Below are 13,614 nucleotides of genomic sequence, written 5' to 3' on the forward strand. Positions count from 1 at the left end.
GGATCCGGCGCCGCCGTGACGGGTGCGGTCGTACGGTCGTGCGGGTCTGTGCGTCAGCCCATGACGCGTCAGCTCATGACGCTCAGCCCTTGACGGCTCCGGCGGACATGCCGGTGACCAGGTGCTTCTGCGCGAAGAGGAAGACCAGGGCTGCCGGGATCGCGATGAGCACGGACGCCGCGGTCATCGGGCCCCACTGGGCGCCGTACTGGTTGACGAACTTCTGCAGTCCGCCCGCGAGCGTGAGGTTCTCGTCACCGACCATGAAGGCGGAGGCGTACGCCACTTCGCCCCAGGCGGTGATGAAGGAGTAGAAGGCGGTGACGGCGAGGCCGGGCTTGGCGAGCGGCAGGATCAGCCGCCAGAACGTGCCGAACGGGGTGAGCCCGTCGACCTGGCCCGACTCGTCGATCTCGCGCGGGATCGTGTCGAAGAAGCCCTTCATCATCCAGGCGCAGAAGGGCACCGAGATGGTGAGGTAGGTGATGACGAGACCGGCCGGCTGGTTGAGCAGGCCCATCGTCGACATGATGTTGTAGATCGGCACGATGAGGACGGCGACCGGGAACATCTGGGTGACGAGCAGGGTCCACATCAGGCCGCGCTTGCCGGGGAACCGGAAGCGGCTGACGGCGTAGCCGGTGGTGGCGGAGACGAAGACGCCGATGACGGTGGAGAGTCCCGCGACGATCACGGAGTTCGCGAACCAGCTCAGGAACTCGGTGTCCTTGATCAGGTTCGTGTAGTTCTCGAACGTCGTCTCTTTGAAGAAGCTCGTGGTCGACGCGTACTTCGCGGGCTTCAGCGAGGTCAGCAGGACCCACAGCACCGGGAAGACCGCGATCACCGAGGTGACGATCAGGGTGAGGTGCAGGGCCAGGGAGGCGGCGGGCGAGCGCTCGCCGCGCTTGCGGACCTTGCGGGCGCTGTGCCGGGCGGGGGTTGCCGTAGCGGTGGTCACCAGTTGTCTCCCTGCGTGCGGAGCACTCGCCGGTACACCATGGCGAAGAGCATCAGGAGTACGAGGATCAGCACGCCCCAGGTGGAGGACTGCGCGAAGTCGCGCGGGCTGATCTCGAAGGAGAATTTGTAGGCCTGGGTCACCAGGATCTGGGTGGCCTCACCGGGTCCGCCGCGGGTCAGCAGGAAGATCACCGGGAACATGTTGAAGGTCCAGATGGTGGAGAGCAGGACCACCGTGGTGGAGACCGGGCGCAGTCCGGGGAGCGTGACGTGGCGGAAGCGCTGCCAGGCGGTGGCTCCGTCCATCTCCGCGGCCTCGTACTGCTCGGAGGGGATCGACTGCAGTCCGCCGAGCAGGGCGACCATCATGAACGGCACGCCGAGCCAGACGTTGACGGCGATCACGGAGAACTTGGCCCAGGCGGGGTCGTTCAGCCAGGGTATGCCGTCGATCCCGGCACCGCCGAGGATCTTGTTCAGCAGGCCGTTGTTCTCGTTGTAGAGGAAGCGCCAGGCGAAGACCGAGACGAAGCCGGGGATCGCCCAGGGCAGGATCAGGGCCATGCGGTAGGCGGAGCGGCCGGCGATCCTGCGGTTGAGGATGTTGGCGAGGGCCATGCCCAGGCAGAAGGTGATGGTCACACAGGAGACCGTCCACACCAGCGTCCAGCCCAGCGTGCCGAGGAACTGGTTCCCGGTCAGGGCATCGGCGTAGTTGTCCAGGCCCACGAACTCGTACGTGGCGGGCATCTTGTTGACGCCGATGGACCGGGCGACGTTGCGCTCGTCGGCGTCGGTCAGGGACAGCCAGATACCGCGGACCAGCGGATAACCGATGATCACGCCGATCACGAGCACGACGGGGGCGACCATGGTCCAGGCGTACCAGTGGACCGAGAGGGCGCGCCGGAGCTTGCTCGGTGGAGCGGATTTACCAGTACCGCGGCTCCGGCCGCGGGCGACGTCGTCGCCCGCGGCCTTCGCCACCGACTGGCTGGTGTGGACAGCCATCAGCCGGCCTGCCTTCCTGAGTTACTTCCAGCCCTTGAGGAGCTTGCGGTAGGAGTCGCCGGTCGCCTTGGCGGCCTTCTCCGGCGTGGTCTGGCCGGTGAGGACCTTGGTGTACTCGACGTTCAGCGGGGCGAAGAGGCTGCCGGTCTCCGGGATCCAGGGGCGCTCGACCGAGCTCTCGACGACGGGCTTGAAGAACTGGACGATCTCGCTGTCCACGGCCTCCTTCTTGGAGTACGCGGAGGTGCGGGTCGGCAGCAGGTTCAGCTCACCGGCGGTCTGCGCCTGCGACTCGACCGAGGTCATGTAGTCGACGAAGGCGTAGGAGGCGTCGAGGTTCTTGGAGCCCGCGTAGACGGCGAGGTTGTGGCCGCCCTGCGGGGCGCCCTGCGCGGCGGAGCCGGCCGGCACCGTGGAGATGCCGAGGTTCGCCTTGTCGGTGAACTCCTTGCCGGTCAGCGTGTCGGCCACGGCCCAGGGGCCGTTGATCATCATCGCGACGTCGCCGTTCTTGAACGCCGACATCATGTTCTCCCAGCCGTCCGTGGCGTCGGTCTTCGCCGTCCCGGAGTCGACGAGGTCCTTCACGACGCCGAAGGCCTTGACGCCCTCGGCGTTGTCCACGGTGACGGTCTTCGAGTCGGCGTCGACCAGGTCGCCGCCCTCGCCGTAGAGGAAGGAGAGGAAGTAGTACGAGTCGTCGCCGCGCAGGTAGAGGCCGGTCTTGCCGGTCTTGTCCTTGATCTTCTTGGCGACGGTCTTCAGGTCGGCGATCTTCGCGGGCGGCTCGACGCCGGCGTCCGCGAACATCTTCTTGTTGTAGAAGATGCCCATGGAGTCGATGACCTGCGGGACGGCGTACGTCTTGCCCTTGTACTTCGTCGACGCGGCGGCCTGCTTGAGGAAGTCGTCCTGGTCCTTCAGCGCCGCGGTGCCGTCCAGCGGGGCGAGGTAGCCGAGGTCCGCGAACTCGGGGGTCCAGGCGACCTCGGAGCGGATGACGTCGGGGGCGCCGGAGCCGGCCTGGGCCGCGTTCTTGAACTTGTTCTGCGCCTCACCGAAGGGGACGCTGACGTACTTGACGTCGACCTTCGGGTGCTTCTTCTCGAAACCCTCGGCGATCTTCTTGAAGACCTTGTCCTCGCTGCCGACGTTCGAGGTGTCCCACCACGTCACCGTGCCGGAGAGCTCACCCGAGCTCTTGCTCCCGCCGGTCTCGTCGTCGCTTCCGCACGCGGTCGCCGCGAGCGCCAGGGTCGCGACCAGGGCGGTGGCCGTTATGCCACGTCGCATCTGAACTCCTTCAACTGCCGTACCGCTCCGTCGCGGCGCCGGGTCGACGTGAACGTAACAAGGATGAAAGACGACCGAAAGACCTTGCGGAAGATTTCTGCAAGCGCTGCTGATCGTTACATTGACGTGTCCGCAAGGTTGCCGTCAAGCCTCTTGACGGAAGCCCGTTCCCCCTGCCCACGCCAGGCCAGGCCCGCCATGAAGGCGGTACGACGATCCGACCGGAGCCGCCGGACGGGGCCCGCAAGGCCTTGCAAGATGTTGCTGCGCGGAGGCCGCCGACCGGTGATCCACGGGACGGACTGCCCGGATCCCGCGCATGGTGGGCAATCCGACACGCGCCCGGTACAGTCCATTGCCATGACCGCACGGCTTGCCGATATCGCAACTCAGGCGGGGGTCAGCGAAGCGACGGTCAGCCGCGTACTGAACGGCAAGCCCGGTGTTGCAGCGGCCACCCGTGAATCCGTCCTCGCGGCGCTCGACGTCCTCGGGTACGAACGGCCCGTCCGGCTGCGCCGGCGCAGCGCCGGTCTCGTCGGCCTGATCACGCCGGAGCTGGAGAACCCGATCTTCCCCGCGCTGGCCCAGGTCATCGGCCAGGCCCTCACCAGGCAGGGCTACACGCCGGTGCTGGCGACGCAGACGCCCGGCGGCTCCACCGAGGACGAGCTCACCGAGATGCTCGTCGACCGCGGTGTGTCCGGGATCATCTTCGTCTCCGGACTGCACGCCGACACCTCCGCGGACATGCAGCGCTACGAGCAACTGCGTGCCCAGGGCGTCCCCTTCGTCCTGGTCAACGGCTTCTCCCCCAAGGTGCAGGCCCCGTTCATCTCGCCCGACGACCGGGCGGCGATGCGGCTCGCGGTGACGCACCTGGTGGCGCTGGGGCATCAGCGCATCGGTCTCGCGGTCGGGCCCAAGCGTTTCGTGCCGGTGCTCCGCAAGATCGAGGGGTTCCACGCCACGATGCGGGAGCAGCTGGATCTCACCGCCGACGCCGTGGAGGAGCTGATCCAGCACTCCCTGTACACACTGGAGGGCGGCCAGGCCGCCGCCTCGGCGCTGATGGAGCGCGGCTGCACCGCCGTGGTGTGCGCGAGCGACATGATGGCGCTCGGCGCGATCCGGGCGGCCCGCCGGCTGGGGAAGGAGGTGCCGAGCGACCTCTCGGTCGTCGGGTACGACGACTCGCCCCTCATAGCCTTCACCGACCCCCCGCTGACGACGATCCGGCAGCCGGTCACGGCGATGGGCCAGGCCTCGGTGCGCACCCTGCTGGAGGAGATCGGCGGCACGCCGGCTCCGCACAGCGAGTTCGTGTTCATGCCCGAACTGGTCGTACGCGGTTCAACCGCCTCGGGTCCGGGCCCCTCCCCGGCGCCCGGCGCCGATCGGTGAAGCACTGAATGTGCGACCGGAACCCGACCGGAGGATCATCGGGCGGAGGGGGACGTATCTGGCAGACTCTGCGCCTATGGGTGAATCGCTTGTGACCACACAGGAAGACCGCACGGCGGCCACCCCGTCACCCGTCGCGGACGGGAGGACGGTGTCCGGATCCACGCGAGCGACGCCCTTGTCACGCCTGCGCCGCGCGCGGCCCACCCTGCGTTCACTGCGTTCCCCGCGCCGACCGCGCCTCTGGTTCGAAATCCTCCTGATCGCGGTCAGTTACTGGCTCTACTCGCTGGTGCGCAACGCCGTTCCCGAGCAGAAGGCCGAGGCCCTGCGGAACGCCGACTGGATCTGGTCCCTGGAGCACACCTTCGGCCTCGCCTTCGAGGAGTCCGTCAACCGGGCCGTCAACTCGGTGACATGGCTCATCGTGTCGATGAACTACTACTACGCGACGCTGCACTTCATCGTCACCATCGGTGTGCTCATCTGGCTGTTCCGCCGCCATCCGGGCCGTTACGCGGCCGCCCGTCTGATCCTCTTCGCCACCACGGCGGTGGCCCTCCTCGGCTACTACGTCTTCCCGCTGGCACCGCCCCGGCTGATGCGCGGCGGCGGCTTCGTCGACACGGTGATGCTGCACCAGACGTGGGGCTCGATGGCGTCGGGCAACTTCAAGCACATGTCCAACCAGTACGCGGCGATGCCGTCGATGCACATCGGCTGGTCCCTGTGGTGCGGTCTGACCATCTGCGTCCTGGCGACCGCCCCCTGGGCGCGCATCCTGGGCGCGCTGTACCCGGTGGCCACGCTGATCGTGATCGTGGCGACGGCGAACCACTTCTGGCTGGACGCGGTGGGCGGGATGGCCTGCCTGGCCTTCGGTATCGCCCTCTCCTACGCCTGGTACGGGTCGCTGCCGCACCGTCTGCCGAAGCGGGTGCAGCGCCCCGGCGCGGGCCGTCTGCGCGCCCTGCGGAGACCACCCGCCCGGGCGCCCGAGCTGCGGCGCGGGGCGGAACCCTCCCAGGCCGGCGCGCGGGGCTCGGACCCGGCCGGCGACTGAGAGTACGACCGGCGGCCGTGCGGCGGCCGAAAGCCCGGCGACGGGGCTGAGGGGGCCGGGCCCGCGGCCCCCGGAACCTCACCCCGCGGCGCAGCTCACCCCGCCGCGCCGTAGAACCGCTCCTCGACGACCGCCCTGGCCCGCCGGGTGATCCGCCGGTAGTCCTCCAGCATGTCCCCCACGTGCCCCGGCTCGTAGCCCAGGTACCGGCCGACCGCCGTCAGCTCGCGCGGGTTCGAGGGGAACGTGTCGCCGGGCCGTCCCCGCACCAGCATCACCGCGTTGCGCACGCGGGAGGCCAGGACCCACGCCTCGTCCAGCGTCTGCGCCTCCTCCGCCGGGATCAGCCCCGCCGCGCACGCCGCCGCCAGGGCCTCACGCGTGCGCGGAGTGCGGAGCCCCGGCTCCTCCCAGCCGTGCTGCATCTGCATCAGCTGGACCGTCCACTCGACGTCGCTGAGCCCGCCCCGGCCCAGCTTGGTGTGGAGCGTCGGATCGGCGCCGCGCGGCATGCGCTCGGACTCCATGCGTGCCTTGAGCCGCCGGATCTCCCGGACCGCGTCGTCGCCCAGCCCCTCCGCCGGGTAGCGCAGCGGGTCGATGAGCTCGACGAAGGCACGGCCCAGCTCCGCGTCCCCGGCCACCGGGTCGGCGCGCAGCAGCGCCTGGCTCTCCCAGATCAGCGACCAGCGCCGGTAGTAGGCCTCGTACGACCTCAGGGTGCGCGCCAGGGGCCCGGTCTTGCCCTCCGGCCGCAGGTCGACGTCGATGAGCAGCGGCGGGTCGGCGGTCGGCAGCTCCAGCAGTCTGCGCATCTCGGTGACCACGGCGTTCGCCGCCCGGGCCGCCTCCTCGTCGCTGACGCCCTCGCGGGGTTCGTGCACGAACAGGACGTCCGCGTCGGAGCCGTAACCCAGCTCGTGCCCGCCGAAGCGGCCCATGCCGATGACGGCGAACCGGGTCGGCAGGGTGTCGCCCCACTTGTCACGGACGGCGGCGCGCAGGGCACCGGACAGCGTGGCGGCGTTGAGGTCGGTGACCGCGGAGCCGACCCGGTCGACGAGGGCGCCGGGGTCGGGTTCGGCCGGGTTCTCCTCGGTGCCGTACGAGCCGATGATGTCGGCCGCCGTCGTACGGAACAGCTCCCGCCGCCGCACCCCGCGTGCCACCGCTACGGCCGCTTCGGCCCCGGGGGCGCGGCCGACCGCGGCCAGCACCTCCTGTTCCAGGTGGGCCCGGCTGCGCGGCTTCAGCCCCTCCGGATCGCCGAGGATGGCGACGGCCTCCGGGGCCCGCATCAGCAGGTCGGGGGCGAGGCGGCCGGCGGACAGGACCCGGGCGAGGTTCTCGGCGGCGGCGCCCTCGTCGCGCAGCAGCCGCAGATACCACGGGGTCTTGCCGAGGGCGTCGGACACCTGGCGGAAGCCGAGGAGCCCGGCGTCCGGGTCGGCGGAGTCCGCGAACCAGCCGAGCAGCACCGGCAGCAGCGTGCGCTGGATCGCGGCCTTGCGCGAGACCCCTGAGGACAGCGCCTCCAGATGCCGCAGCGCGGCGGCGGGATCGGCGTAACCGAGGGCCTCCAGCCGGACGACCGCGGCCTTGGCACTGAGCCGGCTCTCGCCGGGCGCGAGCTGGGCGACGGCGTCCAGCAGCGGCCGGTAGAAGAGCTTCTCGTGCAGCCGCCGCACGACGGAGGCGTGCCGCCGCCACGCCCGGTTGAGCTCGGCGACCGGGTCCGTACGCAGGCCGAGGGAGCGGCCGAGCCTGCGCAGGTCGGCCTCGTCCTCGGGGACGAGGTGGGTGCGGCGCAGCCGGTAGAGCTGGATGCGGTGCTCCATGGCGCGCAGGAAGCGGTAGGCCTCGTCCAGCTGCGCGGCGTCCGCCCGCCCGACGTAACCCCCGTCGGCGAGGGCCCGCAGGGCCTCCAGGGTGGAGCCCGCGTGCAGGGTGCTGTCGCTGCGGCCGTGGACGAGCTGGAGGAGCTGGACGGCGAACTCGACGTCCCGGAGCCCTCCGGGCCCGAGCTTGAGCTCACGGTCGACGCGGTCGACGGGGATGTTGTCGACGACGCGGCGGCGCATCTTCTGCACGTCGCCGACGAAGTTCTCCCGGTCGGCGGCCTGCCACACCAGCGGGGACACCGCCTCGACGTACGCCGCTCCCAGCTCGGGGTCCCCGGCGACCGGCCGGGCCTTGAGCAACGCCTGGAACTCCCAGGTCTTGGCCCAGCGCTGGTAGTACGCGAGGTGCGAGCTCAGGGTCCGCACCAGGGGTCCGTTGCGGCCCTCGGGGCGGAGGTTGGCGTCGACGGGCCAGATGGTGCCCTCGACGGTGGTGTCGGAGCAGATCCGCATCAGATGGGCGACGAGCCGGGTGGCGGCCTGCATGGCGCCGCTCTCCTCCGCGCCTTCGATGGGCTCGCCCACGAAGATCACGTCGACGTCGGACACGTAGTTCAGCTCGTGCCCGCCGCACTTGCCCATCGCGATGACGGCGATCCGGCACTGCGCGGCGTCGGAGGGCGCGTCGGCGCGGGCGATGGCGAGCGCCGCCCGCAGGGTGGCCGTCGCCAGGTCGGCGAGCTCGGCGGCGACCTCGGCGACATCGGTCGTCCCGCACACGTCACGGGCTGCGACCGACAGCAGCGACCTGCGGTAGGCGACCCGCAGCGAGTCCGGGTCGACGGCGTCGCTGAGCATGTGCTCGAACTCGGGGACCCCGGGGTGCAGGTCGGTGGCCTCGTAGGTGACCAGCGCCTGCCAGTCGCGGGGGTGCCGTGCCAGGTGGTCCCCGAGCGCCTCGGAGGCGCCGAGCGCGCCCAGGAGCCGGTCCCGGAGCGGCTTCGCGGTGACGAGCGTGTCCAGCAGGATCTGCCGCTCGTCGGCCTCCTCGGCCTCGACGAGCCGTACGAGCCCGTGGAGGGCCAGATCCGGGTCGGCGGTCGCCCCGAGCGCCTCGAAGAGGACGGGGTCCGCCCGTACGGAGGAGAGCTCGGGCAGGTCCAGCAGACTCTCGGCGGCGGACGGGTCGGTGAAACCGTGCCGCAGCAGTCGGGTGAACGTACTGCTTCTGCGCCCCGGCACCGTCGTCATCCTGTGTCTCCTGCCCGCCGATCCCACATGTCCGCTCTTCGAGCCTAGCCCCCGCCGATGAATTCGGAGCGGGCGCGGAGTCCGCACTTCACAGGGACGATCGGGGAGAGGACCCCGCACGCCGCGACACCGCTTCTGGAGGCCCGAAATGCCGGAGAAGGACACCCCCGACACCCCCGAGACCCCTGACGCCGCCGACACCCCGGACGCCGCCGAGACCAGCCTGGACCCGCACTACAGCGGCGAGGGCGCCACCGCCCGGCCCTGGACGGAGGCGGTCGCGCTGCTGGAGAGCGCGGAGCTGTACTGGCTCTCCACGGTCCGCCCCGACGGCCGCCCCCATGTCACCCCGCTGATCGGCGTCTGGTCGCAGGGCGCGCTGCACTTCTGCACGGGGCCGTCGGAACGCAAGGCGCGCAACCTGGCGGCCAACCCGGAGGTCGTCCTGACGACCGGCGCCAACACGCTGACCGAGGGGTTCGACGTGGTGGTCGAGGGCCGGGCCGCCCGGGTGACGGACGAGCGGCGGCTGATCGCACTGGCCGGGGCGTGGGAGGCGAAGTACGGCGCCGACTGGCACTTCGGCGTCACCGACGGCATGTTCTCCAACGGTGCGGGCGGCCGTGCGGAGGTCTTCGCGGTGACCCCCCGCACGGCCTTCGGCTTCGCCAAGGGCGACCCGTACGGCCAGACCCGCTGGCTCTTCGCCTGAGCCCGCGCCGCCCCGCCACACCGCACTGCCTCCCCCGCTACCGGGGCCGGGTGCCGATGACGACGGTGGCGTACAGCTCCTCGGAGACGACGACGCGCGCGGTCAGTCCGCCGCTCCCCACCGTCTCCTCGGCGCGCGCCGCCTGCCGCTCGCTCGTCTCCATCAGCAGACTGCCGCCGGGCGCCAGCCAGTCGGTCGCCTCCGCGACGACGCGCCGCATCACGTCGAGCCCGTCACCACCGCCGTCCAGCGCGACGAGCGGCTCGTGGATCCGCGCCTCGGCGGGCAGCAGCCCGACGTCCTCGGTGGGCACGTACGGCACGTTGGCGAGCAGGACGTCGACCCTGCCCCGCAGCGACGGGGGCAGGGGTGCGAAGAGGTCGCCCTCGTGGACGGTGCCGCGTGCGCCCACGTTGCGCCGGGCGCAGCGCACGGCGGCGGGTTCGACGTCGGCGGCGTGCAGTTCGACCTCGCGCAGCGAGGAGGCGAGCGCCGTGCCGAGGGCCCCCGTGCCGCAGCAGAGGTCGACGACGACCGCCCGGTCGGGTGCGAGCGCCTCCGCCTGCCGTACGAGGAATTCGGTACGCCGCCGGGGCACGAAGACCCCGGGGTCCACCTCGATCCGCAGCCCGCAGAACTCGGCCCAGCCCAGGACGTGTTCGAGCGGCAGGCCGCCGACGCGGCGTTCCAGCATGGCGGCGAGACCGGCGGGGTCGGCGGCGGTGGAGAGGAGGAGCTCCGCCTCGTCCTCGGCGAAGACACAGCCGGCGGTGCGGAGTTCGGCGACGAGGGTGGAGAAGGTGAGCGGGGGGACGAATTCCTGCATGGGCGGAGCCTTTCGGGATGACCGAGGGGCGCTCCGCGATCGATCAGGCCCGGTGGGCCGTGCGACGGCGAGGAGTGAGCGCCCAGCCTGCTGAAGCGGTAATGGGTCTCACCTCCTGGGTCGGTCCCGTCATCGGGAGGGTCACACTACCCGAACCGGGCCGCGCCCCTCATCGCTCTTCCGCCCCGCCCCGGGGCAGGTGGGCGCCCGGTGTGTGGCCGTAGGCGCGGCGGAACACGTCGATGAAGGCGCTGGCGGACGACCAGCCGCAGGCGTGCGCCACGGTGGTGACGGGAGTTCCGTCGGCGAGCAGCACCAGCGCGCGGTAGAGACGGAGCTGGGTGCGCCACTGGGGGAACGTCATGCCGAGGTCGCTCCTGAACAGCCGGGACAGGGTGCGGTCGCTCGCGCCGATCTCCCTGCCCAGCGCGGCGAGGGTGCGCGGGTCGCCCGGGTCGGCGTGCAGGATCGCGCAGAGGGCCCGCAGCGCGGGGGCTGTGGGGGCGGGCAGGTGCACGGGGGTCTGGGGCGAGGCGCGCAACTGGTCGAGCAGGACCGCGCGCAGCCGGGCGCGGGCCGGGCTCCCGTCACCGGGGGCGCGGGTGTAGACGAGGATCAGTTCGCGCAGCAGGGGGCCGACCGTCAGCACGGCCGGTTCGTCCAGGCCGAGCGGGTTCTCCGCCGGGGACAGCCCGACCAGGTGGAGTTCGAGTCCGCCATGGGCGTGATGGGCGTGGACGGTCCCGGCGGGCACCCAGACCGCGCGGTTGGCGGGTGCGACCCAGGTGCCCGCGCCGGTGGTGACGGCCAGCACCCCACGGGCCGCGTAGACGATCTGGTGGTCGTCGTGGCGGTGGGCGTCGATGGCGGCGCCGGGGGCGACCCACTGGCTGCGGGTGGGGGCGGTCGGCTGGTGGCGGAATTTCGGCATCGGTCGGCAGATTATCGGAAGCGCGACGGGGTGCGGGCCGTGACGATGACGGTGTGCCAGCGAACAGAACGATCCTCATGCTGTCGGTCGGGCACGGCTGTGTGGACGTCTACCAGGGCTCCGTGGCCGCGCTCATCCCCTTCTTCGTCGCCGAGCGGTCGTACACCTACGCGGTGGCGTCCGGCATCGTGCTCGCCGCGTCGCTGCTGTCCTCGGTCGCCCAGCCGTTCTTCGGCGTGCTCACCGACCGGTGGGCGCTCCCGTGGCTGCTGCCGGTGAGCACCCTGCTGGGCGGGGCGGGGGTCGCGCTGAGCGGCCTCAGCGGTTCGTACGGTCTGACCCTGGTGTTCGTGGCGGTGTCCGGCGTCGGGGTCGCGGCCTACCACCCCGAGTCGGCGCGTGTCGCGCGGATCGCCTCCCAGGGCAGCCACACCGCGATGGGCTGGTTCTCGCTCGGCGGCAACATCGGGTTCGCCGCCGCCCCGTTCATGGTCACGGCCGCCGTGGCCACGGGGGGCCTGCGCTTCACACCCCTGCTGATCCTGCCCGCCCTGGTGGGCAGCGTCCTGTGTCTGCCCGTGCTGCGCGCCCTGGCGAGGGCGGGGACGGCGGCGGGGAAGGGAAGTCCGGTGCCGCCGGCGAAGCGGGAGCACGACGACACCAGGTCGTTCGTCAAGCTGTCGTGCGCGGTGGCCTTCCGGTCCGTGGCGTTCATGGGCCTGAGCACGTTCATCGCGCTCTACGCCCGGCAGCGCACGGGCGGCGGTACGACGTCCGGCACGGTGGCCCTGTCCGTGCTCTACCTGGGCGGCGCGGTGGGCACCGTGCTCGGCGGCCGGCTCGCCACCCGGTTCGACCGGGTCGCCGTGGTACGCGGCGCGTATCTGGCCGGCATCGTCGCCGTCGCCGGCACGGTCCTCGTCCCGGGGCCCGCCCTGTACCTCTTCGTGGCGCTGACCTCCGCGAGCCTGTACGTGCCGTTCTCGCTCCAGGTGACGCTCGGCCAGGACTATCTGCCGTCGCGGATGGGCACGGCGAGCGGGATCACCCTCGGGCTGGCCGTCAGTGTGGGCGGCGTCGCCGGCCCGCTGATCGGGGCGCTGGCCGACGCGACATCCCTGCGTACGGCCCTGCTTCCGCTGATCCTCATGCCGGGCCTGGCCTGCCTGATGGTGGGCACGCTCCGGGAGCCGCCCGTGCACCGGCTCGTGGCGCCGGAGCCGGTGCCCGAGCGGCAGCCGTGAGCGAACGGGGACGGACGGGGCCCCGGCCGGCCCCCGCCCGGTTTCAGAGGTCCACGCTGTCGCGCAGCTTCGTCGGCGTCAGGAAGAGCGTGGCGACGACTCCGACCGCCGCGATACCCGCCGAGATCAGGAAGATGTGGCCGGTGGCGTCACCGTAGGCGGCCCGCACCACTTCCTGGATCTCCGGCGGCATGGCGGCGATGTTCAGCGTCGAGCCGCCCGAGGAGGAGGCGGCCGGGTCGATGCCCAGCTTCGTCAGGCCGTCGGCGATCTTCGTGGCGACCTGGTTGGCGAGCACCGCGCCCAGCACGGAGACACCGATGGTGCCGCCGAGCGAGCGGAAGAAGGTGATCGCACCGCTGGCGGCGCCGAGTTCGCTGAACGGGACGGTGTTCTGGACCACGAGCACCAGGTTCTGCATCGACATGCCGACGCCGATACCGACGGCCAGCATGCCCAGCGACACGATGACCAGCGACGTCTCGTGGTCGATCGTGGACAGCCCCAGGAAACCGAGGGCGAGCACGACGACACCGGTGATGATGTACGGCTTCACCTTGCCGGTCCGTGAGACGAGCCGGCCCGCGACGGTGGAGGAGACGAGCACACCGAACATCAGCGGGATGGTGAGCAGGCCCGCCTCGGTCGGCGAGTTGCCCCGGCCGATCTGGAAGTACTGGCCGAGGAAGACCGCACCGCCGAACATCGCCATGCCCACCGCGAGGCTCGCGACGATGGCGAGGGCGGGGTCCCGTCGGCGAACGACGTGGAGCGGGACGACCGGCTCCTTGACCCGCGCCTCGACGAGGACGGCCACGGCGAGGATCACGACGCTCGCGCCGACCATGACGCCGGTCTGCCAGGAGATCCAGGCGAAGTCGCTGTCGACGAAGGTGACCCAGAGCAGCAGCAGGCTGACGCCGGCGGCGATGAGCGTGGCCCCCAGGTAGTCGACCTTGACGTCCGGGCGGCGGATCTCGGTGAGGTGCAGGGTGCGGGTCAGCAGCACGAAGGCGACGAGGGTGAACGGTACGGCGATGAAGAAGCACCAGCGCCAGCCGAGCCACGAGGTGTC

General features: G+C 71.3%; 11 protein-coding genes. 4 read left to right on the forward strand and 7 right to left on the reverse strand.

What is annotated here, in order from left to right; translation table 11 throughout:
* Positions 1-82 precede the first annotated feature (82 nt).
* The 3 genes from JKV81_RS16235 to JKV81_RS16245 are packed head-to-tail and all read right to left on the reverse strand — an operon-like array spanning position 83 to position 3,267.
* Positions 83-961 carry a sugar ABC transporter permease gene (locus tag JKV81_RS16235; protein WP_124276818.1) on the reverse strand — a complete coding sequence of 293 codons (879 nt, stop codon included), beginning with the start codon at positions 959-961 and terminating at the stop codon, positions 83-85.
* Entirely contained in the window at positions 958-1,974 is a 1,017-nt protein-coding gene (locus tag JKV81_RS16240) for a carbohydrate ABC transporter permease (RefSeq protein WP_129262396.1), read from the reverse strand. The genes JKV81_RS16235 and JKV81_RS16240 overlap by 4 nt, the downstream gene beginning before the upstream one ends.
* A gap of 21 nt (positions 1,975-1,995) precedes the next feature.
* A complete protein-coding gene (locus JKV81_RS16245) occupies positions 1,996-3,267 on the reverse strand; it encodes an extracellular solute-binding protein (RefSeq protein WP_129262398.1) in 1,272 nt (423 codons plus the stop codon).
* A gap of 360 nt (positions 3,268-3,627) precedes the next feature.
* On the opposite strand from JKV81_RS16245, the gene JKV81_RS16250 reads away from it, so the two are divergent.
* Together JKV81_RS16250 and JKV81_RS16255 are read left to right on the forward strand one after the other, a co-directional pair.
* Entirely contained in the window at positions 3,628-4,671 is a 1,044-nt protein-coding gene (locus JKV81_RS16250) for a LacI family DNA-binding transcriptional regulator (RefSeq protein WP_202076462.1), read from the forward strand.
* 76 nt (positions 4,672-4,747) lie between these two features.
* Positions 4,748-5,734 carry a phosphatase PAP2 family protein gene (locus tag JKV81_RS16255; RefSeq protein ID WP_236056820.1) on the forward strand — a complete coding sequence of 329 codons (987 nt, stop codon included), beginning with the start codon at positions 4,748-4,750 and terminating at the stop codon, positions 5,732-5,734.
* A 95-nt stretch (positions 5,735-5,829) separates the two neighbouring features.
* Here the strand turns inward: JKV81_RS16255 and JKV81_RS16260 are convergent, their stop codons facing one another.
* Positions 5,830-8,826: a bifunctional [glutamine synthetase] adenylyltransferase/[glutamine synthetase]-adenylyl-L-tyrosine phosphorylase gene (locus JKV81_RS16260; RefSeq protein ID WP_202076464.1), complete on the reverse strand. Its 2,997-nt coding sequence runs from the start codon at positions 8,824-8,826 to the stop codon at positions 5,830-5,832.
* 148 nt (positions 8,827-8,974) lie between these two features.
* Here JKV81_RS16260 and JKV81_RS16265 point away from each other — a divergent pair, with 148 nt between their 5' ends.
* Positions 8,975-9,538 carry a pyridoxamine 5'-phosphate oxidase family protein gene (locus tag JKV81_RS16265; protein ID WP_129262403.1) on the forward strand — a complete coding sequence of 188 codons (564 nt, stop codon included), beginning with the start codon at positions 8,975-8,977 and terminating at the stop codon, positions 9,536-9,538.
* Between the two features lie 37 nt (positions 9,539-9,575).
* Here JKV81_RS16265 and JKV81_RS16270 read toward each other — a convergent pair whose 3' ends face one another.
* Together JKV81_RS16270 and JKV81_RS16275 are read right to left on the reverse strand one after the other, a co-directional pair.
* Positions 9,576-10,364, reverse strand: a complete 789-nt coding sequence (locus JKV81_RS16270; RefSeq protein WP_129262405.1) for a putative protein N(5)-glutamine methyltransferase — start codon at positions 10,362-10,364, stop codon at positions 9,576-9,578.
* Between the two features lie 169 nt (positions 10,365-10,533).
* The gene (locus tag JKV81_RS16275; RefSeq protein ID WP_129262408.1) at positions 10,534-11,295 is read right to left on the reverse strand and encodes an AraC family transcriptional regulator; all 762 of its coding nucleotides are present in this window, start codon (positions 11,293-11,295) and stop codon (positions 10,534-10,536) included.
* A gap of 77 nt (positions 11,296-11,372) precedes the next feature.
* Here JKV81_RS16275 and JKV81_RS16280 point away from each other — a divergent pair, with 77 nt between their 5' ends.
* Positions 11,373-12,539: an MFS transporter gene (locus JKV81_RS16280; RefSeq protein ID WP_129266916.1), complete on the forward strand. Its 1,167-nt coding sequence runs from the start codon at positions 11,373-11,375 to the stop codon at positions 12,537-12,539.
* A 43-nt stretch (positions 12,540-12,582) separates the two neighbouring features.
* Here the strand turns inward: JKV81_RS16280 and JKV81_RS16285 are convergent.
* The coding region (locus JKV81_RS16285) for an MFS transporter (protein ID WP_202076465.1) at positions 12,583-13,614 on the reverse strand (1,032 nt) is incomplete at its 5' end.

Source organism: Streptomyces silvae, assembly GCF_016745505.1.
GTDB lineage: Bacteria > Actinomycetota > Actinomycetes > Streptomycetales > Streptomycetaceae > Streptomyces > Streptomyces silvae.